The following is a 24,865-nucleotide window of genomic DNA, read 5'->3' as shown; positions in this document are numbered from 1 at the left end:
CGGGCCGCCATGAATTTGCTAAAGCCACGGGGATGGGCAGCTTCGGGCAGGCGCTCCAGCAGCGGCGCCTCCTGCGCCTCCACACCCGTGGCCAACTGGTCCAAAGCGGTGGTGGAGATCGGCCCGAATTTCAGCACGTCCCCCACCCGTGCCAGCCCGCGCGCCAGAACCCTCGGCATCCGCAGCAAGGGCACCGGGCGCAGCCCCAGCCACCGCCGCAAGGATTGCAGCATCTGGGCCTGCGTGAGCCTTTCCGGCCCGCCGATCTCATGCGCGCCGGGGCCGGGGCGATCCGCCAGACAGGCCAGGATGACCTTTGCCAGATCGGTGGCATGGATCGGGTTGAACACCTGTTCACCCTTGCCCACAACGGGCGTCACCAGCGGCAGAGCCGCCAGCCCCCGCGCCAGCGCGGACCCACCATAGGCGCTGTCGGCCAATACCATACCGGGCCGCAGGATGGTTACGCGGTGCCGGTCCGCCAGTGCCTCGCCCTGCCTGCGGTAGAGCGCAAAGGGCGTGTCCGCCTCCAGCCCCACGGCAGAGATCAGCAGCGCCCGGCAGCCTTCTGGCATCGCCTGATAGACGGCCTTCGGGGCCAGCACATGCACGCCCTGAAACGCATCCTCGCTGCCCGTCAGCAACCCCGCCGCGTTTACCACATATTGGCAGCCCTTCAGTTGCGGGGCCCAGAAGGCGGGGTCATGGGATTCGGGGCGGCTCAGATCGGCGGCAATGGTCTGAAACCCCATCTGGTCGAGCGCCCGCACCCGCCGGGCAGAGGCCAGCACTGTCCAGCCCTCGGCGCGCAGATGAAAGGCGATGTGGCGGCCGATGAACCCGTCCGCCCCCAGAAGCAGGATCTTCCGCGCGCGGCTCACAGTACCCGGCCAGCGACGGCGGAGAGCTTCTCCACCATTGCCGGATCACGCTTGTCCAGCGCGGTCAGGATCGCATAGTCCAGCGCCCGGTCGCAGCCATGCGGGCAGGGTGCGCGATCCTTGCCCAGTAGGGTGGGCAGTCTGCCCACCAACGCCTTGGCCTTTCCGGCATTCCCCGTCAGCGTCGCGATGATCTGGCCGATATCGACCTCGCCATGATCGGGATGCCAGCTGTCATAATCGGTGATCATGGCGACCGAGGCATAACAAAGCTCCGCCTCGCGGGCCAGTTTCGCCTCGGGCATATTGGTCATGCCGATGACATCGCAACCCCAGCTTTCGCGGTACATCTTCGACTCCGCAAGACTGCTGAACTGCGGGCCTTCCATCGCCAGATAGGTGCCGCCATCATGCACTGTGATGCCCGCATCCAATGCCGCCGTCACACAGGCCGCCGACAGGCGCGCGCAGGTGGGGTGGGCGACGCTGACATGACCGACAAGGCCGGGGCCGAAGAAGCTTTTCTCTCGCGCGAAGGTGCGGTCGATGAACTGGTCCACGATGACGAAGTCGCCCGGTGCCATCTCTTCCCGGAAGGATCCGCAGGCCGACACGCTGATCACGTCGGTGACACCCAACCGTTTCAGCGCGTCGATATTGGCGCGGTAGGGCACGGAGGACGGGCTGTGCACATGGCCGCGCCCATGGCGGGGCAGGAAGACCATCTTGACGCCATCCAGACGGCCGACCAGCACCTGATCGGAGGGCGTGCCGAAGGAACTCTCTGCCGACACCCATTCCGCGCCCTCCAGCCCCTCGATCTCGTAGACGCCCGAGCCGCCGATTACCCCGATCACCGTGTCCATACCTGTCCCCTTGCTGGCCGTTTCAGGCGCACCCTAACGGCCAGCAGGGGACGGCTCAATTCACGAAATGCAGCCGGTCGAAGCTTTGCCGCCACTCAGCAACCTCGCCCGCCAGCGTGGAGGGGTCGTTGGCGCGCAGGCCTTGCGTGATCAGGCCCGCCAGACGCGGCGCATCCGCTGCCGTCATGCCCCACCGGACCAGCTCCGGCGTGCCGATGCGCAACCCGTTCATGTCGCCCTCGACCGGGTCAATCGGCAGCCCGATGCCGCAGGCCAGGAACCCCGCCTGCCGCAGCGTCTTGGATGCCGCCTGCCCGCCACCGAAGCTCTTGGCCTCGATGGCGAACTGGTGCGATTGGGTGTGCCCGCCCGCGCCCTTGAAAACCGGCAGGCCCTCGCCCGCCAACGCCTCGGCCAGCGCCTGCGCCATGCGGATCATCTCGGCCGCATAGGCCCGGCCATGGTCGCGCCAGTCCAGCATGGTGACCGCCAGCGCCGCCGACTTGGCCACGTCGAAATTCGCGGTCATGCCGGGGAAGGCGATATGGTCGAGCTTTTCGGCCAGATCGGCCTCGTTCGTCACGATCAGCCCGCCCGCGGGGCCGCCGAGGCTCTTGTAGGTCGACATCGTCATCAGATGCGCGCCCTCGGCCAGCGGGTCTTTCCACGCCTTGCCCGCGATGATCCCGCATTGATGGGCCGCGTCGAAGAGGAGTTTCGCGCCCACCTCATCGGCCACCTTGCGGACTTCCGCCACGGGATGCTCAAACAGGTTGAGGCTCGCGCCAAGCGTGATGAGCTTGGGGTTCTCCGCCAGTGCCAGTTTGCGCAAGCCATCGACGTCCACCGTGTAGCCATCCGCATGGACCGGCGCGGGCAGGATGCGCAGCCCGTAAAGCCCTGCACAGCCTGCCTCGTGATGGGTCACATGGCCGCCCACGGCGGCAGGCGGCGCGATGATGGTGTCGCCCGGCTTGCAGGTCGCCATGAAGGCGTAAAGGTTGGAAATCGCGCCTGAGGGCACCCGGATTTCCGCGTATTTCGCGTTGAAGATTTCGGCAGCCAGTTCCGCCGCGATCACCTCGATCTCCTCGATCGCCTCCAGCCCCATTTCATACTTGTCACCGGGATAGCCAAGCGACGGGCGGCTGCCCAGGCCGCTGGCCAGCAGTGTCTCGGCTTTGGGGTTCATCACGTTGGTGGCGGGGTTGAGGTTGAAACAGTCCCGTTCATGAATATGGCAATTGGCTTCGGCCAGCGCCTCGATACGTTGGTCAATAGCGCTGCTGTCTTCGGTGGCGGTACGGGCGGCGATGCGCTGGATCAGGTCTTCGCAGGCATCGGGCACCCAAGCGCGGCGGGCGAGTGTCATGGGGGGTCTCCTTATCTGGTTGCACCGATCATGCGGGCCAAGGGGGTGACAGGGCAAACCAGATTTCCTATTCATGAGTTTAGAAAATCTAGGGGTAGCTTGAATGGCTGTCGCACCACCGCGCCCGAAAGGGCCTGCTCTCAATGCGTTACGCGCCTTTGAAGCCGCCGCGCGGCTTGGCTCTTTCGCGGCGGCGGCGGAGGAATTGTCGGTGACGCCCGGCGCGATTTCCCAGCATGTCAAAGCGGTGGAGGCCTGGTCCGGCGTGGCCCTGTTTCGCCGCCGGGCGCAGGGGGTGGAACTGACCGAGGCCGGGCGGCAGGTGGCCCCTGTGCTGGCGGGCGCGTTCGACGGGATCGGCGAGGCGACGAGGATGATCCGCGAGATGAAACCCCGCGCGACGCTGACGATCGCGGCGCTGCCGAGCGTGGCTCAGCTTTGGCTCTATCCCCGGCTTGTCGCGATAAGGGCGGCATTGCCGGGCGTAAAACTGTCGATCACGGCACTGGAGACCCCGCCGAACCTGCGGCGGGACCTTTTCGACCTGAGCCTGTTTCCACGCGACCCGGACGATTGCCCCGAGGGGGTGGTGCTGGCCCCCGACGAGATTTTCCCGGTCGCAGCCCCGCAGGTGGCGGCGCGGGTGCGGGCCAATGGCGACCTTACGGCAGAAACCTTGCTGAATGATGAAAGCTGGTCCTCGGACTGGCCCGATTGGGCCGCGAAAGAGGGCGTTGCCTTGCCCGACCTGACCGATGCGCCGCGCTTTTCGCTCTACAGTCTTGCGGTGGCGGAGGCCGAGGCGGGGGCGGGCGTTCTGATGGGCCATGGCTTCCTGCTGGAGCGTCAGCTTGCAGACGGCACGCTGGTGCCCCTCTACACGCGCCGCCACCCGACGGGGCGCGTTCTGATGCTGGACCGTCCGGCGCGGGCCAAGGGTGACCTTGCCCGGCTTATCGCCTTGTTATCAGGCGCTATTCCTGAGGTCGCTTCAGGCTGAAGAGCTCCGTCACACGGGTGAAATCCCGATAGCCAAGCCGCCCCACGGGCTGGAAGGTCCGCACGTCGAAGATGCCGTCCACAAGACAATCGTCGCGCATGTGAATGCCGATCACCTCGCCGAAGACGACGGTATTGGCCTCTCCCTCGATCTTCACGATCTGGGTCAGGCGGCATTCGAGATTGGCGGGGGCGGCGGCGACGCGGGGGCAGTCGATCAGCTTACACTCGGCCTTTTCGATCCCTGCGTCGCTGAACTCATCCACCTCCTTGTCCCAGGGGCCGGAGGTCTGGTTCATCACTTGCGCCATGTCGTAAGCCACGACATTCACACAGAAAACCCCGGTCTCCTTGATATTGGCGACGCTGTCTTTCACGCCATCCCGGTCATGCTTGCCGGACGTGCAGGAAAACATCACCTGCGGCGGGGTATAGGCCACGCCGTTGAAGAAGGAATAGGGGGCGAGGTTGTCGTAACCCTCTGAGGATCTTGTGGAAATCCAGCCGATGGGGCGCGGCGTGATCAGCGCGTTGAACGGGTTGTGGGGCAGGCCGTGGCCATTCTTGGGTTCGTAGAACATCGCGCAATCCCTATTGATCCGTTTGGCAAGGACCTAGCGCCGTGCTAGCAGCGGTTCCAGAAGAAAATCGGGACGGATCGGGCTTGTGTACCAGTTCGGGCAGGAAAACTCGGAAGACCACTGGGAGGTCGAAGCGCTTTACGACCTGTGCTTTGCGCCGGGGCGCGAGGCGCTGTCCTCCTACCGGCTGCGCGATGGTGTGCCACCGGTGGCGCGGCTCTGCCGGGTGGCGCGTGATCCCGAAAATATCCTCGCAGGCGCAATACGTTACTGGCCCGTGCATGTGGGCACGCAGGACGCTTTGCTGCTCGGTCCCGTTGCCGTGCACCCGACCCGCCAGGGCGAAGGGTTGGGCGGTGCGCTGATGCAGGACAGCCTGTCGATTGCCTGGGATCTGGGCTGGCCGCGGGTGCTGCTGGTGGGGGATGCGCCCTATTACAGCCGTTTCGGGTTTTCCCGGCTGGAGGGGGTGGACATGCCACCGCCCACCAACCCTGACCGGGTTCTGGGGATCGGGGATTGGGACGGGGTCACCGGTCCCGTGACGGCCTGGACGGGCTGAAAATCGGGGGGCGCCCCCCGTACACCCCCGGTACACCCCCCGTACACCGGGCGTGCAGACAAAACGGCGACTCTGCCGGTGCCGCCGAAACGGAAAAAAGGGCGGGATGACCCGCCCTTCTGCTGGAATGTGCAGTGCGCCTACCGGCTGGCCGACCAGTTGTAGGTGGCGCCCGAGTAGGTGAACGTTCCGGTGATCTGGTTGCCGCTGACCTGACCGGTATAAGTCTGCGTGACTTGGGGGCGTTCGAAATAGAGCTGCCCGGTCGCGGCATTGTAGGAGACGTCAGTGATTGGCTCTTGGCTGCCGAAGTTGATATTGCCGGTCAGGGTGCTGCCGCCGATTGGGGTGATGGTCAGCGTGCCCCGCCACCCGTTGGCATTGATGTTCCACGTCCCGGTGACATTGACGCCGGGGGTGCCCGTCACCGGGGGTTGTGGCTGACCCGTGCCGCCGCCCGCATAGCCGCTGCCGGATCCGTAGTTCGAATAGGGGTTGGAGCAGTCGGCGGTATCCGTGCCCCAGGCGCAGTAGCCAAGCCCGTTCGGCTCATCACAATCGCCATCATTGGTGTAGGGGCAGGGGTTCATCAGCCCGCCGCCACCACCGCCCGTCACGGGGGGCGTGTAGCCACCGCCACCCCCGGAATAGCCGCTGCCGGAGCCGTAGTTGGAATAGGGGCTGGAACAATCGGCGGTATCCGTGCCCCAGGCACAGAGGCCAAGCCCGTTGGGTTCGTCGCAGTCACCGTCATTGGTGTAAGGGCAGGGGTTCATCAGCCCGCCAGAGGAGACCGGCGGCGTATAACCACCGCTGCCGGGAGGGATGTAGCGCCCGCTCCCGAAATTGGAGTAGGGGTTGGAGCAATCGGCGGTATCCGTGCCCCAGGCACAATATCCAAGCCCGTTGGGCTCGTCGCAATCGCCATCATTGGTATAGGGACAGGGGTTCATCTGGGCCTGGGCCGGGGATGACATCGACAGGATCGACACCCCCAGAACGGTCAGGAATGCACGGGGGGCGGTCGCCCAGACAGGCTTGGTCTCTATCCTTTGCATGGTCTTTCTCCTCATAGGCACGATGCCAATGAGGGTATGCAATAGTTGGCAGGCGCAAATTGATCTCGGTCAAGACCGCCGACTGAAATCTGCGCGGTCAGCCCACGCGTTTCAGCCAGTCCATCACCGCGGGGCGCACCGATTGTGCGCCCTGGGCCTGGGCCTCGTTGATCACCGCGCGGGCCTCGCGCAGATCCACGCGTCTGAGCAGCGATTTTACCGGGCCGATCGAGGCGGGGCGCATGGACAGCGCCCTCAATCCCATGGCGGCGAAACAGAGCGCTTCGACCGGGCGGCCCGCATCTTCACCGCAGAAACTGAGCGGCGTATCTGTCTCCTGGCAGCGTTCGACGATCTGGCCCAGGAAGGTCAGGAAGCTGACATTGAGCGTGTCATAGCGCCGCCGCACCCGTTCGTTTTCGCGGTCGGCGGCAAAAAAGAACTGTTTCAGATCATTGCCGCCGATGGAGATGAAATCGGCCAGTTCGAAGAACTGCCGGGGCGCAAAGGCCAGCGACGGCGTTTCCAGCATGGCGCCGATCTCGACGCTTTCGGGCAGTGTGTGTCCGAGTGCCGCTTCGCGGTCCAGTTCGCGCAACAGGTGGTCGCGGGCGGCTGTGAACTCCTCGAACTGGGCGATGAAGGGGAACATCACGGTCAGCGGCCTGCCGTTCGCGGCGCGAATAAGCGCCTGAAGCTGCATCCGCATGACGCCCGATTTGTCCAGCCCCACCCGGATTGCCCGCCAGCCGAGTGCCGGGTTGGGCTCGTCCTGTGGCTTCATATAGGGCAGCACCTTGTCCGAGCCGATATCAAGGGTGCGGAAACAGACCCGCTTGCCGCCTGCGGCATCCATGACACGCGCGTAGAGCGCTGCCAGCTCGCCCCGCTTGGGCACCGTGTTGCGGGTCAGGAATTGCAGTTCGGTGCGGAAAAGCCCCACGCCCTCGGCCCCCGAGGAGGGCAGCGAGGGCAGGTCGGCCATCAGCCCGGCATTCATCGTCAGCGCGATGCGCGCACCGTCCAGCGTTTCGGCGGGCTTGTCGCGGATCGAGGCGTAGCGTTCCTGCGCGGCGGCGCGCATCGCGATCTTGTCGCGGAAGGCGGTGGCTACGGTTTCCTCTGGCCGCAGGTGAACGACCCCCGCATCGCCATCGACAAGGATCGTGTCGCCGTTCAGCGCCTCTTGCGTGATCCTTCCTGCGTGGACGATCAGCGGGATCGCCAGCGCGCGGGCGACAATGGCGGCGTGGCTCGCGACCGAGCCTTCCTCCAGCACCACGCCCTTGAGCGACCGGCCATAATCCAGCAATTCCGCAGGGCCGATATTGCGCGCCACCAGAACCGGATTTTCCGGCATCTGCGCGCCGGTGTCGGCCCCCTGGCCGGTTAGCTGCCGCAGCAGGCGGTTGGACAGGTCATCGAGATCGTGAAGGCGTTCACGCAGATAGGCGTCGGGCACCGTCTGCATGCGGGCGCGGGCGGTGGATTGCTCTTTCTCGACGGCGGCCTCGGCAGACAGGCCGCGTTCGATGTCTTCCTCCATCCGCCGCATCCAGCCGCGGGAATTGGCGAACATGCGATAGGCCTGGAGCACCTCGATCTGTTCGGCATCGCCCTTGGGGGCGTTGGACAGCATCTGGTCGACCGACATGCGCAGCTTGTCCACCGCCTCGGTCAGGCGCTTGCGTTCCTCGGCGGGGTCATCGGCAATCGGGTTGGTGATCACCACGCGCGGCTCGTGCAGCCAGACCTTGCCCTCGGCCGCGCCTTCCTGCCCGATACCGCCATGGAACACCACCGATTGCTGGTGGCGGGCAGACATGGCCTCGCCCTCGCCGACGAAGGCGCCAAGCTCGGTCATTTCGGCCAGCACCATGGCCACGACCTCGACGGCGTAAAGCTCGTCATCGGTGAAGCTGCGCGCCTCTTTCGACTGGATGACCAGCACGCCAAGCTTTTCGCCTAGCCGCTGGATGGGCACGCCAAGGAAGGAGGTGAAGGCCTCCTCCCCGGTTTCGGGCATGTAGCGGAAGCCGGGCTCGTTCGGGGCGTTATCGGTGTTGACGGGGCGCATGCGGCTGGCGACGCGGCCCACAAGGCCCTCGCCCACACGCAGGCGGGTGACGTGCACGGCCTCCTGCGCGAGGCCCTCGGTGGCACAAAGCTCCAGCGTGATGGCATCGCGGAAGAGGTAGATCGAGCAGACCTCGCAGCCGAGCGAATCGGCGATGATGTGGGTGATCCGGTCCAGCCGTTCCTGACCGGCACCGGCCTCGGCCAGTGTCGCCTGCAAGCGGCGGAGCAGTTTCCTGCTCTCGGTTTCTGTCCTTTCGGGCATATTGACTTCCCTGGATCCCTGCCGGGCGTTCTGCCCCCCGCATCAGCAATACCGTGCCGGTCGGGGTGGGCGCAATGCGCAAGACAATGTGTTAGCGCCAACCGGCGGAATGTCGGGTCAGTGCGCGGAGCACATGCGCAACAGGGGTCATATGCAAAAGAAAAGGGCGCATCCCTGTGCGCCCCTGTGCCGTCATCCCCGGTGATCCGGATGACTTACCCGGCCTTTTCCAGTTCGAACGCGTCATGGAGCGCCTGAACGGCCAGTTCCATGTATTTGCGGTCAATGAGGACCGAGACCTTGATCTCGGAGGTGGTGATCACCTTGATGTTGATATTCTCGTCGCGCAGGGCCTGGAACATCCGGGCGGCAACGCCCGCATGGCTGCGCATGCCGATGCCGACGATCGAGACTTTGGCGACATTGGTGTCGGAGATCAGACCGTGGAAATTGATCTCGCCCCGCTCCTTCGCGGCATTCATCGCCTGTTCCGCCCGCGCCACCTGGTTGGTGGGGCAGGAGAAGGTCATGTCGGTGCGACCTTCCTCGGAGATGTTCTGCACGATCATGTCGACATTCACCCCCGCCTCGGCGAGCGGGCCGAAGATGGCGGCGGAGACACCGGGGCGGTCGGCGACCGACACGAGCGTGACCTTGGCCTCGTCCTTGGAATAGGCGACACCTGCAACTGCGTTGGCTTCCATGACGTCCTCCTCATCGCAGACGAGGGTTCCGGCCTCGTCCGTCTGCTCCTCGAAGGAGCTCAGCACCCGAAGGCGCACCTTGTATTTCATAGCAAGCTCGACCGAGCGGGTCTGCAGCACCTTGGCGCCGAGCGAGGCCAGTTCCAGCATTTCCTCGAAGGCGATGCGGTCGAGCTTGCGGGCCTTGTCGCAGATGCGCGGGTCGGTGGTGTAGACCCCGTCCACATCGGTGTAGATGTCGCAGCGTTCCGCGCCGAAGGCGGCGGCGAAGGCCACGGCGGTGGTGTCGGACCCGCCCCGGCCAAGCGTGGTGATGCGGCCCTCTGGCGAAATGCCCTGGAAGCCCGCGACAACAGCCACTTTCATGCCCTCGCCAAACTTGGCGTTGATATTGGTGGTCGGGATTTCCTCGATCCGCGCGGAGGCATGGGCCGAGGTGGTGATCAGCGGCACCTGCCAGCCCTGCCAGCTGCGCGCGGGCACGTCCATTTCCTGAAGCGTCAGCGCCATGAGGCCGGCGGTGACGTTCTCGCCCGAGCTGACCACCGCGTCATATTCGCGGGCGTCGTAGAGATGCGAGGTTTCCTCGACATAGCCGACAAGCTTGTTGGTTTCGCCAGACATGGCCGAGACGATGACGATCACGTCATAGCCATTGGCAACCTCGCGCCCCACGCGCTTGGCGGCGCGGCGAATGCGGTCGAGCGTGGCGACGGAGGTGCCGCCGAATTTCATCACGAGAATGGGCATGGGTTTGCCGCCGTCCCCCTTTGAGTATCGCGCGCTTATTACGGGTGTGCGGGGGGCCTGACAAGGGCCGGAAGCGGGGCTAGGGTGCGGCCAAACATTCATGCGGAGGATGAGCGATGCGGTTTACACGGGACGAGCTGGAGGCAGCGGCGGCACTGGTGCATGGGCAGATGTCGCCCACGCCGCAATATCACTGGCCGGGCCTGTCCGCCGCGGCGGGGGCCGAGGTCTGGGTGAAGCATGAAAACCATGCGCCCACGGGGGCGTTCAAGGTGCGCGGCGGCATCACCTTCATGGACTGGCTGCAGCGGGACCATCCCGACAGCCCCGGCATCTGCACTGCCACGCGGGGCAATCACGGCCAAAGCCAGGCGCGGGCGGCGACGGCGGCGGGACTGCGGGCGCTGGTCTATGTGCCGCACGGCAATTCGGTCGAGAAGAACGCGGCGATGCGCGGCTACGGGGCCGAGCTGGTGGAGTTCGGCGAGGATTTCGATACCGCCAAGGAAGAGGCCATGCGCGTGGCCGAGGCCGAGGGGCTGAGCGTGGTGCCGCCCTTCCATAAGGAACTGGTGCGGGGCGTGGCGACCTATGGCTATGAGCTGTTTTCTGCGTTGAAGGATCTCGACACGGTCTATGTGCCGATCGGCTGTGGGTCCGGCATCTGCGGAACCATCCTGGCGCGGGATGCGTTCGGGTTGAAAACCGAGGTCGTGGGGGTCGTGTCGGACCACGCGCAGACGGCCAAGCTGTCCTATGAGGCGGGGGCGCTGGTGGAAACGAACTCGGCCCGGACCTTTGCCGACGGAATGGCGGTGCGGGTGCCGGTGAAGGAGGCGTTCGAGATCTACAGCGCGGGCGCGGCGCGGATCGTGAGCGTCAGCGAAGAGGAGATCGCGGACGCCATGCGGCTTTACTACACCGCCACGCATAACCTCGCCGAAGGGGCCGGGGCCGCGCCGCTGGCCGCCCTGATGCACGAGCGGGAGCGAATGGCGGGCAAGAAAGTTGGCGTGATCCTGTCGGGGGGGAATATCGACATGGGCTGGTTCCGGACGGTTCTGGAGGGGGGCGTGCCGGTCGTCTGAGTTGCGCCGGCTTGCGCCGTCGCGGCGGGGGCGCCCCTCCTCAAGCCCCTTCGGGGCCCTCGTCGGGCCGCGTTGCCACGGGATATCTGAGAGGTGCGGTCTGCAGGTTGGGAACGGGTCGCGGGCTGAGAGGCGGCGCCTGTCTGCTGAGAGGTCCTGTTGCCGGGATCTGTCCCGTCACAGGACCTGTTCGAGGCTGTGTGCGAGTCGCGCCCGCGTCAAGGGCAAGTGGCCTTCGGCCATCGCTGGCGCGACCCTTGACCCGGCCCCGACTCGCGGTTCTGGCCCTGTCAGGGAAGGTATTTGGCGGCTTCCTTGCGGGCGAAGGGTTTCATCTTCTGCCCATGCTCTGCAAGGAAGGCGCTTGTTCGCTCGGGGTCTTTCTTCGAGAGGTCGCGCAGCCACCAGGCGACGGCTTTCTGGATGAACCATTCCGGGTCTTCGGTATAGGCGGCGGCCCATCCCAGGATAAGCTCGCGGGCGGCGAGTTCCTGTGGCTTGGGGTGGCGGGGTTTGGTCCAGGGCAGGGTGAAGACGAGGGCGGCGCGTTTGGTCCAGAGGTGATCGGAGGTGGTCCAGCCCTCGACCGTATCAAGGCGGGTGGGGTCGGCGGTGAGCCTGCGCTGGCCCGCCATGGCAACGGCATCCGCGATGGCCCAACTGTCGAAATCGGGGAGCCAGCTTTGGATGAGCTGCCAGGTGCTGTTGTCCTCGGGCCTGATCCGCGCCTGCACCAGCAGTTTTGCCGCCGTGATCCGCGCCTCAAAGATGTTCGTCTGCCAGAGCGCATCGGCGAGTGCGAGGCGATCTGACAGGGGCAGCGCGCGCCGCCATTCTTGCGCCAGACGGTTCGCCACCTCGTTCGAGAGGCCCAGATAGGGCCGGTCGATCTTGTGATAGGCGCGCATCTGCGTGGCCCGGTCGGGGTCGGCCTGCGCCTCAAGCGCGGCAAGGGCGTCCTGGGGCGTCATTCCACCGTCACGGATTTGGCGAGGTTCCTCGGCTGGTCCACATCGGTGCCTTTATGCACGGCGGTGTGATAGGCGATGAGCTGCGCCGGGATGGAATAAAGGATCGGCGCGAAGATCGGGTCCACATTGGGCATTACCAGCGTCTGCCAGACGCCTTCGCGTGCCATGCTCGACCCTGCCGCGTCGGTCACCAGCCAGACCTGACCTTCGCGCGCCATGACCTCCTGCATGTTGCTGACGGTCTTGTCAAAGAGCGCGTCGGTGGGGGCCATGACGACCACGGGCACGGTCTTGTCCACCAATGCAATAGGGCCGTGCTTCAGCTCGCCGCTCGCGTAGCCCTCGGCGTGGATATAGCTGATTTCCTTGAGTTTCAGCGCGCCTTCCAGCGCCAGCGGGAACATCGCGCCGCGACCGAGGAAGAGGACGGTCTGCGCGCGTGAGAGGGCGCCGGTGTGGCGCTTGATCTGATCCTCCAGCGCCAGTGCCTGATTGACGAGGCCGGGAAGGCCGCGCAGCTGCGCCAGCAATTCGGCCTCTCGCGCGGCGTCGATGCGGCCTTTCTGGCGGGCGGCGAGGATGGCGAGATTGGCCAGAACCGCGAGCTGACAGACGAACGCCTTGGTCGAGGCGACGCCGACCTCCACCCCCGCCATGATCGGCAAGGCAAGGTCGCTTTCGCGGGCGATGGAGCTTTCCGGGACGTTGACGACCGAGAGGATGCGCGCGGCCTTGCCCTCGCAATAGCGGAGTGCGGCCAGCGTATCGGCGGTTTCGCCCGACTGGCTGACGAAAAGCGCGGTAGCGCGGTCGGAGACGGGCGGTTCGCGGTAGCGGAATTCGCTGGCGATATCGACGTCGCAGGGCAGGCCTGCCAGTTGCTCGAACCAGTATTTGGCGACGAGGCAGGCGTAGTTCGCGGTGCCGCAGGCCACGAGGATCAGCCGGTCGGTGTCGGTGAAATCGACCTCCCCTTCGGGGATCTCGACCGTGTCGCCGCTGGAATAATGGGCGAGGCATTCGGCCAGAACGACGGGCTGTTCAAAGACCTCCTTGGCCATGAAATGCTTGTGTCCGCCCTTGTCGATCTGGGCGGCCTGCGCGGAAATCTTGCGGATCTCGCGGTTGGCGGGGCGGTCCTCCTCGTCGAAGATCTGCACGCCTTGCCGGGTGATATAGGCGTAATCGCCCTCCTCCAAATAGGTGACCCGGTCGGTCATCGGGGCCAGCGCGATGGCGTCGGAGCCCACGAACATCTCACCCTCGCCATGGCCCACGGCCAGCGGGCTGCCCTTGCGGGCGGCGACGATCAGGTCATCTTCTCCGTCGAAGAGAAAGGCCAGCGCGAAGGCGCCTTCCAACCGGCGCAGGGTTTCGCGGGCGGCGGCGCGGGGGGCAAGCCCGGTGTCGAGCAGATGTTCGCAGAGCAGCGCGATGGTCTCGGTGTCGGTATCGGTGGAAAAGCCGATGCCCTTTGCGGCGAGGTCTTCGCGCAGCTCTCGGTAGTTCTCGATGATGCCGTTATGCACCACAGCGACGCGCCCTGCCTGATGCGGGTGGGCATTGGCGACCGTGGGCGCGCCATGGGTGGCCCATCTGGTATGGCCGATGCCGGATTTGCCGCGCAGGGGTTCGTGCACCAGCAGGTCCGAGAGGTTCACCAGCTTGCCCACGGCGCGGCGGCGGTCGAGCTGGCCACCCTGAACCGTGGCGATCCCGGCGCTGTCATAGCCGCGATATTCCAGTCGTTTGAGGGATTCGACCAGAATGGGCGCGACCTCGTGGTCGCCAAGAACTCCGACGATGCCGCACATGGTTACTGCCCCTTTTCCGATGCCTTCATCGCGCGCAGCCGCGCCATGAGCCGGGCACCCAGGCCCGTTTTGTTGACCTGCTTGGCGCGGCCAAGGGCCATGTCGCCCGCTGGCACGTCGCTGGTGATGACGGAGCCTGAGCCGGTCATGGCTCCGTCACCGACAGTCACGGGTGCGACCAGCATTGTATTCGACCCGATAAAGACGTCGCGACCCACGGTGGTGCGGTGCTTGAAGACCCCGTCATAGTTGCAGGTGATGCTGCCCGCGCCGATATTGCTGCCCTCTCCGATCTCGGCATCGCCGATATAGGAGAGGTGATTGACCTTGGCGCCTTCGCCGATTTCGGCGGATTTCACTTCCACGAAATTGCCGATCTTGGCATCGTTGCCCAGTTCCGCGCCGGGGCGCAGGCGGGCATAGGGGCCGACGATGGCGCGCGCGCCGATATGGCAGCCTTCCAGATGAGAAAAGGCCCGGATCTGCGCGTCGTTTTCCACGGTCACGCCGGGGCCGAAGACCACGTTCTGCTCCACGGTCACGTCACGTCCAAGATATGTGTCATGGGCGAAGAAGACCGTTTCGGGCGCCACAAGGGTCGCGCCGTTCTCCATCGCCTCGGCCCGTTTGCGGCTCTGAAAGAGCGTCTCTGCCCCGGCCAGTTCGGCGCGCGTGTTGATGCCAAGTGTTTCCGCCTCGTCGCAAGTGACGGCGGTGGCGGTCAGGCCCTTGGTGGCGGCAATCGCGGGCACGTCCGTCAGGTAGTATTCGCCCGAAGCATTGTCATTGCCGACCTCTGCCAGAAGGCCCATCAGCGTGGCTGCGTCGGCAGCCATCAGGCCGGAATTGCAAAGGGTGATGGCCAGTTCGTCCGAGCTGGCGTCCTTGGCCTCGACAATGCGGGCCAGCCGGTCGCCTTCCATCACCAGGCGTCCATATCGGCCCGGCTCGGCGGCCTCGAACCCCAGAACCACGATGTCATGGGCCGCGCGGGCGGCCAGCATCCGGGCCAGCGTGTCTTCGCTGATGAAAGGCGTGTCGCCGTAGAGCACGATGACATCGCCCTCGAACCCTTCCAGCGCCGGGGCGGCCTGCTGAGCTGCGTGGCCGGTGCCAAGCTGCTCAGCCTGGGTGACGCAGATGGCGTCCGCGTCATGGGCGCGCACGGCCTTTTCCACCAAAGCCCCGCCATGGCCCACCACGACGATGGTCCGCTCCGGTGCCAGTGTCGCGCCCGCCTGCATCGCATGCACCACAAGCGGTGCGCCCCCAAGCGGGTGCAGCACCTTCGGCAGATCGGAGTTCATCCGGGTGCCCTGTCCCGCTGCAAGGATCACAAGGGCGCAAGGCCGTTCATCTGACTGCATGTCACCTGCTTTCGTTTTCTCGCCCCCGGTATTATGCAAGCGGGCAAAGGGCGCAAGGCGGGCTGTCGTCAAAAACCCTTACGGATCGTTTCAATCGCAGGCGGAAACCTGCCATGGCAGTGAGCAAGGGGGCAGGTATGCGCACGGTGATCTTCGATCTGGACGGGACTTTGGCCGATACCAGCGGCGACCTGATCGCGGCGGGGAACGCGGCGATGGCGGCCATGGGCTATGCGCCGCAGCTGGAACGGGGGCGCGACGACCCCACGGCGCTGCGCGGCGGGCGGGCGATGCTGACGCTGAGTTTCGAGCGGCTTGGCCATGACGCTCCGGAACCGGAGATCGACCGGGGTTATCCCATTTTGCTGGAGGCTTACGGCCAGGCGATCGACGTGCATACGGTGATATATCCTGGCGCGGTGGCGGCGGTCGAGGCGCTGCGGGCGGACGGTATCCGCGTGGGGGTCTGCACCAACAAGCCCGAAGGCTTGGCCGAGACTCTGCTGACACGGCTCGGGGTGCGGGATCTGTTCGGGTCGCTGATCGGGGCCGACACGCTGCCCACGCGCAAGCCGGACCCGGCGCCCTTCGTGGCGTCGGTCGAGAGGGCCGGGGGGGATGTGGCGCGTTCCCTGCTGGTCGGGGACACGGTCACCGACCGGGAAACCGCGCGCGCTGCCGGGGTGCCCTCGGTTCTGGTGACCTTCGGACCGCTTGGGGGCGGGGTGGTCGAGCTGGCCCCAGAGGCGCTCTTGCACCGATACGAGGACATGCCGGACCTGGCCCGCCAGCTTCTGGATTGACGAACGCCGCCTCAGACCCCACAACAATCCCCATGAGCACAGTCTTCAAAGGCAGTTTCACGCAGCAGGAGCCGATCCCCGAAGCCGGGATCGAGGCGGCGCTGCGCGTGCTGCGCGGCGGACGCCTGCACCGCTACAACGTGGTGGATGGCGAGGTGGCCGAGGCGGCCCTGCTGGAAGAGGACTTCGCCGCATATACCGGCGCGAAATACGCGCTGGCCGTGGCCTCTGGCGGCTATGCCATCGGTTGCGCCCTGCGCGCGCTTGGCGTTCAACCCGGCGACAAGGTGCTGACCAACGGGTTCACGCTGGCCCCCGTGCCCGGTGCGATTGCAGCGGTGAATGCCGAGCCGGTTTTCGTGGAGGTCACCGAAGACCTGACCATCGACCTCGATCACCTGGCGCGACTGGTGGCTGAAACGGATGCCAAGGTTCTGCTTCTGTCGCATATGCGTGGACATATCTGCGATATGGAGCTGTTGATGCAGATCTGCGACGGGGCCGGGGTGCAGGTTGTCGAAGATTGCGCCCACACCATGGGCGGGGCCTGGAAGGGCGTGCCCTCGGGTCGGCATGGGGCGATGGCGGCCTATTCGACCCAGACCTACAAGCACATGAATTCCGGCGAGGGCGGCATCCTGACCTCCGACAACCCGGACCTGATGGCCCGTGCGATCATGCTGTCGGGCAGCTATATGCTCTATGCTCGCCACCGCGCCGCGCCGCCGCCCGAGGCGTTCGAGCAGGTTAAATGGGTGACGCCCAATGTCTCGGGCCGGATGGACAACCTGCGCGCGGCTATCCTGCGCCCGCAACTGGCCGACCTGCCGCGTCAGGTAGAGCGTTGGAATGCGCTCTATCGCGTCGTGGAGGAGGGTCTGCGCAATACGCCGGGGCTGAAGGTGATCGACCGGCCCGAGGAAGAAAGCATCGTCGGATCGTCGATCCAGTTCCTGCTGCCGGGGTTTGCCGCCGATCAGATCGGCGATGTGCTGAAACGCTGCGCCGCGCGCGGTGTGGACTTGAAATGGTTCGGCGGCGCGGAGCCCGTGGCCTTCACCTCGCGCTATGACAGCTGGCGCTATGCCAGCCCGCAGAGCCTGCCAAACACCGACCGGATCCTGTCCGGGCTGATGGATATGCGCCTGCCGCTGACCTTCTCTCTTGAGGATGCGCAGCTGATCGCGGGGATCATTGCCGAAGAGGTCCGGTCAACGGCCCTGTCCACCTGACCACCGGGCCAGGAAAAATCTTCCAGAAGATTTTTCAGCATCCCATCCGCAAAAATCTTCTGGAAGATTTTTCCTGCATGGTTTCGTGCCGTAACGTCGCGAGGCACAGGATTCTTTTGACTCGTGGGTCGGTCATGCGTATTAACTGAACAAGCGTTCAATTATGAAGGAGGCGGTCCATGTTCATGGCCAGCATGACATTCGATCTGGGCGAAGAGGTGAATGCCCTGCGCGACATGGTGCATCGTTGGGCGCAGGAGCGTATCCGCCCCATGGCACAGGACATCGACAGGCAGAACCTATTCCCCGCTGACCTGTGGAAGGAGATGGGCGATCTCGGACTGCTCGGGATCACCGTGCCCGAGGAGTACGGTGGCGCGGGCATGTCCTACCTGGCGCATGTGATCGCGGTGGAGGAAATCGCGCGGGCCTCGGCCTCGGTCTCGCTCTCCTATGGCGCGCATTCCAACCTTTGCGTCAACCAGATCAAGCTCAATGGCACCGACGAACAGCGCGCCAAATACCTGCCGGGCCTGATCTCGGGCGAGCATGTGGGCGCGCTGGCCATGTCCGAGGCTGGGGCGGGGTCCGACGTCGTCTCGATGAAACTGCGCGCCGAGAAGCGCAATGATCGCTTCGTTCTGAACGGCACGAAATACTGGATCACCAATGGCTGCGATGCCGACACGCTGGTGGTCTATGCCAAGACCGACCCGGAGGCAGGCAGCAAGGGCATCACCGCCTTTCTGATCGAGAAGGAGATGGTGGGCTTCAGCACGTCCGAGCATTTCGACAAGCTCGGCATGCGCGGGTCGAACACCGCCGAGCTGATCTTCGAGGATGTGGAAGTGCCTTTCGAGAACATCCTTGGCGAAGAGGGCAAGGGGGTGCGCGTGCTGATGTCGGGTCTCGACTACGAACGCGTGGTGCTGGCAGGGATCGGCACCGGGATCATGGCGGCCTGTCTGGATGAGATCATGCCCTACATGCGCGACCGCAAGCAGTTTGGGCAGCCGATTGGGAGCTTCCAGCTGATGCAGGGCAAGATCGCCGACATGTACACGGCGATGAACTCCGCCCGGGCTTATGTCTACGAGGTCGCCAAGGCCTGCGACCGGGGCGACGTGACCCGGCAGGACGCGGCGGCTTGCTGTCTTTATGCCTCGGAGCAGGCGATGGTGCAGGCCCATCAGGCGGTGCAGGCCATGGGTGGGGCAGGGTTCCTGTCCGACAGCCCCGTGTCCCGCATCTTCCGCGACGCCAAGCTGATGGAGATCGGGGCGGGTACCTCGGAAATCCGGCGGATGCTGGTGGGGCGCGAGTTGATGAACACGATGGGCTGAGCCCCTGTCCCGGGAGGACGAGATGAAACTGACATCCAAGATCATCACTGGATCCGAAGACTTCGCCGCCAACCGTGCGGCGCATCTCGACGCCCTGGCCGTGGTGCGCGAGGCGGCGGAGGCCGCGGCGCTTGGCGGCGGCGAGACATCCCGCGCCCGGCACCTCAGCCGGGGCAAGATGCTGCCAAGGGATCGGGTGGCGAACCTGCTCGACCCCGGATCCCCTTTCCTGGAGGTCGGGGCGACCGCAGGCCACGGCATGTATGACGGCGCGGCGCCTTGTGGCGGGGCCATCGCGGGCATCGGCCGGGTGCACGGGCAGGAGATCATGGTCGTCTGCAACGACGCGACTGTGAAAGGCGGCACCTACTACCCGATCACCGTCAAGAAACACCTGCGCGCGCAGGAGATTGCTGAACAGAACAACCTGCCCTGTGTCTACCTCGTGGACTCGGGCGGCGCGAACCTGCCGCAACAGGACGAGGTCTTCCCCGACCGCGAACATTTCGGGCGCATCTTCTACAATCAGGCCAACATGTCGGCCAAGGGCATTCCGCAAATCGCGGTGGTGATGGGGTCCTGCACGGCGGGCGGGGCCTATGTGCCTGCCATGTCGGATGTGACGATCATCGTGAAGGAACAGGGCACGATCTTTCTCGCCGGTCCGCCGCTGGTGAAGGCCGCGATTGGCGAGGTGGTGAGCGCCGAGGATCTGGGCGGCGGCGACGTGCACACGCGCCTTTCCGGCGTGGCCGATTACCTGGCCGAGGATGACGCCCATGCACTGGCGCTGGCGCGGCAGGCGGTTGCGGGGCTCAATCGCCGCAAACCGCAGAATGTCGACTGGCAGAGCCCGGAAGACCCGGCCTATGACCCCGAGGAGATCCTCGGTGTGGTGCCCTCCAGTCTGACCAAGCCCTATGACATTCGCGAAGTCATTGCCCGGGTTGTCGACGGATCGCGGCTTGACGAGTTCAAGGCGCGGTTCGGGGAAACCGTGGTCTGCGGCTTTGCCCATGTCATGGGCTGCCCGGTTGGGATCGTGGCCAATAACGGTGTGCTTTACAGTGAAAGCGCCGCCAAGGCCGCGCATTTCATCGAGCTCTGTAGCCAGCGCAATATCCCGCTTGTCTTCCTGCAGAATATCACCGGCTTCATGGTGGGCCGCAAATACGAGGCCGAGGGGATCGCCCGACACGGGGCCAAGATGGTGACGGCTGTGGCGACCACGAAAGTGCCGAAGATCACGATGCTGGTCGGCGGCAGCTTTGGCGCCGGGAATTACGGCATGGCGGGGCGGGCTTACTCCCCCCGATTCCTGTGGACCTGGCCCAATTCCCGCATCTCGGTCATGGGGGGACCGCAGGCGGCGGGCGTGCTGGCGACAGTGAAGCGCGACGCGATCGAGCGGGCAGGCGGTAGCTGGTCAACCGAAGAAGAGGCGGAGTTCAAGCGTCCGACGCTGGAGATGTTCGAGCATCAGTCGCATCCGCTCTACGCCTCGGCGCGGCTTTGGGATGACGGCATCATCGATCCGCGTAAAACCCGCGAGACGCTGTTCCTGTCGCTCTCGGCGTCCCTTAATGCGCCCATCGAAGAAACGCGCTTCGGCGTGTTCCGGATGTGACGCGCCATGAAGAATTTTCGGGAAAATTCTTCAGTGCCGCAAAATCCTTCTAGAAGGATTTTGCGGGTGGGGAAAAATCTTCTGGAAGATTTTTCGGGGGCCGGGTGCCCGAAAGAAAGAGGGCGGCCATGACCGGAAGAACCCTGCAACAAATCATCGACGCGAACCCCGATGCCGAGACCTTCCGCTTCGGCGACAGTGCCCGGCTTTGCGCCGACATCCTCACGCTTGTGCGGGCGGGAAAGAAAACCGCCACCTGCGAGGCCATGCGCGCCTATACGCAAGATGGCGATGCCCTGCCGGTTGTTGGACGCCGCGACGTGGCGTTGAACTGGGATGGCTCACCGGCACTGATGGTCGAGACTGTCGAGGTGACGACACGCCGCTTCGATCAAATGGACGAAGAGTTCGTGGCCGCGCAAGGGGAATTCCGCGACCTCGCCCACTGGCGTGAGGGCTATCGCGCCTATTTCACCCGCAATGGCGGTTACTCGGAAGACATGGAACTCATGTGCGAACGGTTCCGCATGGTGGAGGATTACGCATGATGTTCACCAAGATCCTGATCGCTAACCGGGGCGAGATTGCCTGCCGGGTCATGGATACGGCCCGCGCCATGGGTGTGCGGACAGTCGCCGTCTATTCCGACGCTGATGCGGGCGCGCGGCACGTGGAAATGGCGGATGAGGCCGTCCATGTTGGCGGATCGGCTCCGGCTGAGAGCTACCTGAAAGGCGATGTGATCATCGCGGCGGCTCAGGCCACTGGGGCGCAGGCGATCCATCCGGGCTACGGCTTCCTGTCGGAAAACCCCGATTTCGTGGAGGCGGTGGAGGCCGCGGGGCTGACCTTCATCGGGCCGTCCGCGGATGCCATCCGCAAGATGGGCCTCAAGGACGCGGCCAAGAAGCTGATGGAAGAGGCGGGGGTGCCCGTCGTGCCCGGCTATCACGGCAGCAATCAGGACCCAGAGCACCTGTCCGGGGCCGCCGATGCCATTGGTTACCCGGTGCTGATCAAGGCCGTTGCAGGTGGCGGCGGCAAGGGGATGCGAAAGGTCGACCGGCCTGATGACTTCATGAATGCGCTGGCCAGCGCCAAGGGCGAGGCGAAGACCGCCTTTGGCAATGACGCGGTGCTGATCGAGAAATTCGTTCTTCAGCCGCGCCATGTCGAGGTGCAGGTTTTTGGTGATGGCACCCACGCTGTGCATCTCTTCGAACGCGACTGCTCCCTGCAACGCCGCCACCAGAAGGTGATCGAAGAGGCTCCGGCACCGGGCATGACGACCGAGATGCGGGAGGCCATGGGGCAGGCGGGTGTGCGCGCTGCAGAGGCCATCGGCTACAAGGGCGCGGGCACGGTGGAATTCATTGTGGACGGCTCCAAGGGCCTGCGGCCTGACGGGTTCTGGTTCATGGAGATGAACACGCGCCTGCAGGTGGAGCATCCTGTGACCGAGGCGATCACCGGCGTCGATCTGGTGGAATGGCAGCTGCGCGTCGCGGCGGGAGAAAGCCTGCCAAAGCAGCAAAACGAGCTTGCCATCACCGGCCACGCCTTCGAGGCGCGGCTTTATGCCGAGGACGTGCCCAAGGGCTTCCTGCCCGCGACGGGGACGCTGGCGCATCTGCAGTTCCCCGAAGACGCGCGCTGTGACACGGGCGTGAGGGCGGGGGATACGATCAGCCCGTGGTACGATCCGATGATTTCCAAGGTCATCGTGCACGGGCCAACGCGGGCGGTGGCGCTGAAGCGGCTGGATCAGGCCCTCGCGGGCACGCAGGTGGCGGGGTCTGTGACGAACCTCGCGTTTCTGCGGGCGCTGGCACGGCATGAAGGCTTTGTCGCGGGCGAGGTCGATACCGGCCTCATTGACTGCGATCTCGACAGCCTCGCCGCCGATCCGGTCGCCTGCAGCCGCGCTCGCGCGCTGGCGGCGCTTGGGACCCTGGGGTTGCATCAGGGCGCGGCACCGCTACAGGGGTTCAGCCTCTGGGCACCGCTGAAACAGTCGGTGGCGTTCGACTACCGTGGCGAACGGCTGAGGGCCTTTGTCGAAACTCTCTCGCCCGGTCGCTTCCGGGTGGAGATCGATGGCACGGTCCATGAGATCGCCCTGACGGAGGGCCGCTGGAGCGTCGATGGGGCGCCCACACCGGCCGAGGTGGTGACGCACGGGGCCGGGATTTCGGTTTTCTGGGGCAATGGCTACCATTTCGATCCGGTCGATCCGCTGGACGTTGCAGCCGAGGGTGCGGTTGCGCTTGGTTTGATCGTCGCGCCGATGCCGGGGTTGGTGAAAGCGGTGTTCGTTGAACCGGGTCAGGAGGTCGCCGCTGGCGACCGGCTTGCCATTCTGGAAGCGATGAAGATGGAGCATACCCTGACCGCGGGCCGCGACGGGACCGTGGCCGAGGTGCTGGCCAGTGCCGGTCAGCAGGTGGAAGAAGGTGCTGCGCTCATTCGTCTGGACGATGAGGACGAGGCATGAGCGGGGCAAATTTCTTGGAAGAAATTTGGCAAGAATTTTCGAAAATTCTTGTCCCGGGCGGAAAGGTCGCGCGATGATCCGGCTTCACCACGTTCCGCAAAGCCGGTCGATGCGCACCCTTTGGCTGCTCAACGAACTGGGGGTGGCTTACGAGTTGCAGGTTTGGCCCTTCGACAAGTCGCTGCGCTCCGTCGATTACCTTGCCAAGAATCCCGTGGGCCGTGTGCCAGCACTGGAGATCGACGGCGACTGCTGGTGGGAAACCGGCGCGATCACGGAGCTTCTATGCGAACGCTTCCCCGAGGCGGGCATGGGCCGCGCGCCGGGTCATCCCGACCGCGCCCAGTGGCTGATCTGGATCCATTTTTCCGAAACCATCAGCCAGCATTGCGCGATCCTGACGCAGCAGCACATCATGCTCTATGATGACAGCATGCGCAGCCCGGTGGTCATGAAGCTGGAAGCCAAGCGGCTGGAAAAATGCTACGCCGCCATCGAGGCGCGGCTGGAAGGGCGGCATTACCTGCTCGACAGCGGCTTCTCGGCGGCGGATATTTCCGTGGGTCAGGCGATCTACATGGCGCGCCATTTCGCGCGGCTCGATCCGTTCCCGGCGCTGTCCGCCTGGTATGCGCGGATCACCGAGCGGCCCGGATTTCTGCTGTCACGCCCGACGGAATCGCATGAAAAGCTGTACAAGCAAGACTTCTATCCCCCCTGGGAGATCGAGAAAGGACCCTGACATGACTGCCCCCCTGCACGTCATCGCCCGGATCAAGGCGTCACCGGAGTCCCTGGATGACCTCATTGCCTCTATGCGGATCATGGTGGAGGAGGTCCGCGAGGAACCCGGTTGTTTGCGCTATGATCTGACCCAATCTCAGGACGATCCCACGGTGCTGGTCTTCGTGGAGGAATGGGCCACCCGCGCGGATTGGGAGGCGCATATGGAGGGCGCGGCAATCGCGCGCCACCGTGCGCGCACCCGGCCCGAGATGATTCTCGATGCCGAGGTGCACGCCCTTGGTCAGATCGCGTGACGGCCATGGCGGAACCTGTCGAGATATTCGAAGTTGGCCCGCGCGACGGGTTGCAGAACGAAAAGCGCCAGATCCCCACGGCGGAAAAGATCGCACTGGTCGATTGCCTCAGCCGGGCGGGATTTCACCGGATCGAGGTGGCGAGCTTTGTCAGCCCGAAATGGGTGCCGCAGATGGCGGATTCTGCGCAGGTGCTGGCCGGGATCGCCCGCGCGCCGGGCGTGTCCTATGCGGCGCTGACGCCCAACATGAAGGGCTACGAGGGCGCCAAGGCGGCCCGGGCCGACGAGATCGCGATCTTCGCCTCGGCGAGCGAAGGCTTTTCCAAGGCCAATATCAACGCGACGATCGAGGAAAGCATCACCCGCTTCGTGCCGGTGGCGCAGGCCGCCAAGGCCGATGGCATCCCGGTGCGCGGCTATATCTCTTGCGTGACTGACTGCCCGTTTGACGGACCGACCCCGCCGGAGGAGGTGGCGCGGGTGGCGGCAACGCTGCGCAATATCGGCTGCTACGAGATCTCGCTTGGCGACACGATCGGGCAGGGCCGCCCGGAGACCGTCGACGCAATGCTGGCCGCGGTGATGGAGGAAGTCGCGCCGGAGGAACTGGCCGGGCATTTCCACGACACGGCGGGCCGGGCGCTGGCCAATATCGAGGTGTCACTGGCGCGGGGGCTGCGGGTCTTCGACGCCGCTGTCGGCGGGCTTGGCGGATGCCCCTACGCGCCGGGGGCGGAGGGAAATGTCGCCACGGAAGCCGTCGCCGCGCGTGTGGCGGAGCTTGGCTATGAGACCGGGCTCGATATGGATGTGCTGGCCGAGGCCGCCAAGATGGCGCGGGCCATGCGGGAGGGATGAACGATGGACACGATTGATATCGCGGTGGATGAACGCGGCGTTGCCGTTCTGATGCTGGACATGCCGGAGCGTCACAATGCGTTGGCCCCGCAGATGATCGCGGAACTGACCG

At 65.1% G+C, this 24,865-nt stretch carries 22 protein-coding genes; 12 read left to right on the top strand and 10 right to left on the bottom strand.

What is annotated here, in order from left to right:
- The 3 genes from BKY26_RS00805 to BKY26_RS00795 form a co-directional block, all read right to left on the bottom strand.
- Positions 1-881 (bottom strand): NAD-dependent epimerase/dehydratase family protein (locus BKY26_RS00805; protein ID WP_071688501.1); only part of this gene is annotated, 881 nt, incomplete at its 3' end.
- Positions 878-1,747, bottom strand: coding sequence for an S-methyl-5'-thioadenosine phosphorylase (locus tag BKY26_RS00800; protein WP_071688500.1), 870 nt, complete (start codon positions 1,745-1,747; stop codon positions 878-880). The genes BKY26_RS00805 and BKY26_RS00800, both read right to left, overlap by 4 nt.
- Before the next feature lie 55 nt (positions 1,748-1,802).
- A complete protein-coding gene (locus tag BKY26_RS00795) occupies positions 1,803-3,119 on the bottom strand; it encodes a serine hydroxymethyltransferase (protein ID WP_071688499.1) in 1,317 nt (438 codons plus the stop codon).
- A 103-nt stretch (positions 3,120-3,222) separates the two neighbouring features.
- Between BKY26_RS00795 and BKY26_RS00790 the strand changes: the two genes are divergently transcribed.
- Positions 3,223-4,119 carry a LysR family transcriptional regulator gene (locus BKY26_RS00790; protein WP_071688498.1) on the top strand — a complete coding sequence of 299 codons (897 nt, stop codon included), beginning with the start codon at positions 3,223-3,225 and terminating at the stop codon, positions 4,117-4,119.
- Here BKY26_RS00790 and BKY26_RS00785 read toward each other — a convergent pair.
- Positions 4,094-4,699, bottom strand: coding sequence for a flavin reductase family protein (locus BKY26_RS00785; protein ID WP_083431262.1), 606 nt, complete (start codon positions 4,697-4,699; stop codon positions 4,094-4,096). The genes BKY26_RS00790 and BKY26_RS00785 overlap by 26 nt on opposite strands.
- 85 nt (positions 4,700-4,784) lie before the next feature.
- Here BKY26_RS00785 and BKY26_RS00780 point away from each other — a divergent pair, with 85 nt between their 5' ends.
- Positions 4,785-5,261 carry a GNAT family N-acetyltransferase gene (locus BKY26_RS00780; protein WP_071688496.1) on the top strand — a complete coding sequence of 159 codons (477 nt, stop codon included), beginning with the start codon at positions 4,785-4,787 and terminating at the stop codon, positions 5,259-5,261.
- A 140-nt stretch (positions 5,262-5,401) separates the two neighbouring features.
- Here the strand turns inward: BKY26_RS00780 and BKY26_RS00775 are convergent, their stop codons facing one another.
- From BKY26_RS00775 to BKY26_RS00765, 3 genes are all read right to left on the bottom strand, one after another.
- Positions 5,402-6,319, bottom strand: coding sequence for a hypothetical protein (locus tag BKY26_RS00775; RefSeq protein ID WP_071688495.1), 918 nt, complete (start codon positions 6,317-6,319; stop codon positions 5,402-5,404).
- Between the two features lie 97 nt (positions 6,320-6,416).
- Entirely contained in the window at positions 6,417-8,660 is a 2,244-nt protein-coding gene (gene ptsP / locus BKY26_RS00770; RefSeq protein ID WP_071688494.1) for a phosphoenolpyruvate--protein phosphotransferase, read from the bottom strand.
- 215 nt (positions 8,661-8,875) lie between these two features.
- Entirely contained in the window at positions 8,876-10,114 is a 1,239-nt protein-coding gene (locus tag BKY26_RS00765) for an aspartate kinase (RefSeq protein ID WP_071688493.1), read from the bottom strand.
- Between the two features lie 116 nt (positions 10,115-10,230).
- Here BKY26_RS00765 and BKY26_RS00760 point away from each other — a divergent pair, with 116 nt between their 5' ends.
- Positions 10,231-11,202 carry a threonine dehydratase gene (locus BKY26_RS00760; RefSeq protein ID WP_071688492.1) on the top strand — a complete coding sequence of 324 codons (972 nt, stop codon included), beginning with the start codon at positions 10,231-10,233 and terminating at the stop codon, positions 11,200-11,202.
- Between the two features lie 290 nt (positions 11,203-11,492).
- Here BKY26_RS00760 and BKY26_RS00755 read toward each other — a convergent pair whose 3' ends face one another.
- Genes BKY26_RS00755 through glmU form a run of 3 tightly spaced genes read right to left on the bottom strand, consistent with a single transcriptional unit; the run spans position 11,493 to position 15,354 of the window.
- Positions 11,493-12,173: a DNA alkylation repair protein gene (locus tag BKY26_RS00755; RefSeq protein ID WP_071688491.1), complete on the bottom strand. Its 681-nt coding sequence runs from the start codon at positions 12,171-12,173 to the stop codon at positions 11,493-11,495.
- Positions 12,170-13,987, bottom strand: a complete 1,818-nt coding sequence (gene glmS / locus BKY26_RS00750) for a glutamine--fructose-6-phosphate transaminase (isomerizing) (protein ID WP_071688490.1) — start codon at positions 13,985-13,987, stop codon at positions 12,170-12,172. Before glmS ends, BKY26_RS00755 begins: the two co-directional genes overlap by 4 nt.
- Before the next feature lie 2 nt (positions 13,988-13,989).
- Positions 13,990-15,354, bottom strand: coding sequence for a bifunctional UDP-N-acetylglucosamine diphosphorylase/glucosamine-1-phosphate N-acetyltransferase GlmU (gene glmU, locus BKY26_RS00745; RefSeq protein ID WP_071688489.1), 1,365 nt, complete (start codon positions 15,352-15,354; stop codon positions 13,990-13,992).
- Between the two features lie 113 nt (positions 15,355-15,467).
- Between glmU and BKY26_RS00740 the strand changes: the two genes are divergently transcribed.
- The 9 genes from BKY26_RS00740 (at position 15,468) to BKY26_RS00700 (ending at position 24,753) form a co-directional block, all read left to right on the top strand.
- Positions 15,468-16,157 (top strand): HAD-IA family hydrolase, encoded by a 690-nt coding sequence (locus BKY26_RS00740; RefSeq protein WP_227434859.1) that lies wholly within the window; start codon positions 15,468-15,470, stop codon positions 16,155-16,157.
- Between the two features lie 32 nt (positions 16,158-16,189).
- The gene (locus BKY26_RS00735) at positions 16,190-17,389 is read left to right on the top strand and encodes a DegT/DnrJ/EryC1/StrS family aminotransferase (protein ID WP_071688487.1); all 1,200 of its coding nucleotides are present in this window, start codon (positions 16,190-16,192) and stop codon (positions 17,387-17,389) included.
- Between the two features lie 179 nt (positions 17,390-17,568).
- The gene (locus BKY26_RS00730) at positions 17,569-18,732 is read left to right on the top strand and encodes an isovaleryl-CoA dehydrogenase (protein WP_071688486.1); all 1,164 of its coding nucleotides are present in this window, start codon (positions 17,569-17,571) and stop codon (positions 18,730-18,732) included.
- Between the two features lie 22 nt (positions 18,733-18,754).
- Positions 18,755-20,359, top strand: coding sequence for a carboxyl transferase domain-containing protein (locus BKY26_RS00725; RefSeq protein ID WP_071688485.1), 1,605 nt, complete (start codon positions 18,755-18,757; stop codon positions 20,357-20,359).
- A gap of 128 nt (positions 20,360-20,487) precedes the next feature.
- Positions 20,488-20,907, top strand: coding sequence for an ASCH domain-containing protein (locus BKY26_RS00720; protein ID WP_131541734.1), 420 nt, complete (start codon positions 20,488-20,490; stop codon positions 20,905-20,907).
- Complete coding sequence (locus BKY26_RS00715) at positions 20,907-22,853, top strand: acetyl-CoA carboxylase biotin carboxylase subunit (RefSeq protein WP_071688502.1); 1,947 nt, start codon at positions 20,907-20,909, stop codon at positions 22,851-22,853. Before BKY26_RS00720 ends, BKY26_RS00715 begins: the two co-directional genes overlap by 1 nt.
- A gap of 73 nt (positions 22,854-22,926) precedes the next feature.
- Positions 22,927-23,595 carry a glutathione S-transferase family protein gene (locus BKY26_RS00710; RefSeq protein WP_071688484.1) on the top strand — a complete coding sequence of 223 codons (669 nt, stop codon included), beginning with the start codon at positions 22,927-22,929 and terminating at the stop codon, positions 23,593-23,595.
- A gap of 1 nt (position 23,596) precedes the next feature.
- Positions 23,597-23,893 carry a putative quinol monooxygenase gene (locus BKY26_RS00705; RefSeq protein ID WP_071688483.1) on the top strand — a complete coding sequence of 99 codons (297 nt, stop codon included), beginning with the start codon at positions 23,597-23,599 and terminating at the stop codon, positions 23,891-23,893.
- A gap of 5 nt (positions 23,894-23,898) precedes the next feature.
- Positions 23,899-24,753, top strand: a complete 855-nt coding sequence (locus BKY26_RS00700; protein ID WP_071688482.1) for a hydroxymethylglutaryl-CoA lyase — start codon at positions 23,899-23,901, stop codon at positions 24,751-24,753.
- The last annotated feature ends 112 nt before the right edge of the window (positions 24,754-24,865 follow it).

The sequence above is a fragment of the Nioella sediminis genome (assembly GCF_001879695.1).
Classification (GTDB): Bacteria; Pseudomonadota; Alphaproteobacteria; order Rhodobacterales; family Rhodobacteraceae; genus Nioella; species Nioella sediminis.
Note: the sequence above shows the minus strand (reverse complement) of the source record. Positions and strands in the feature narration are given on the sequence as shown.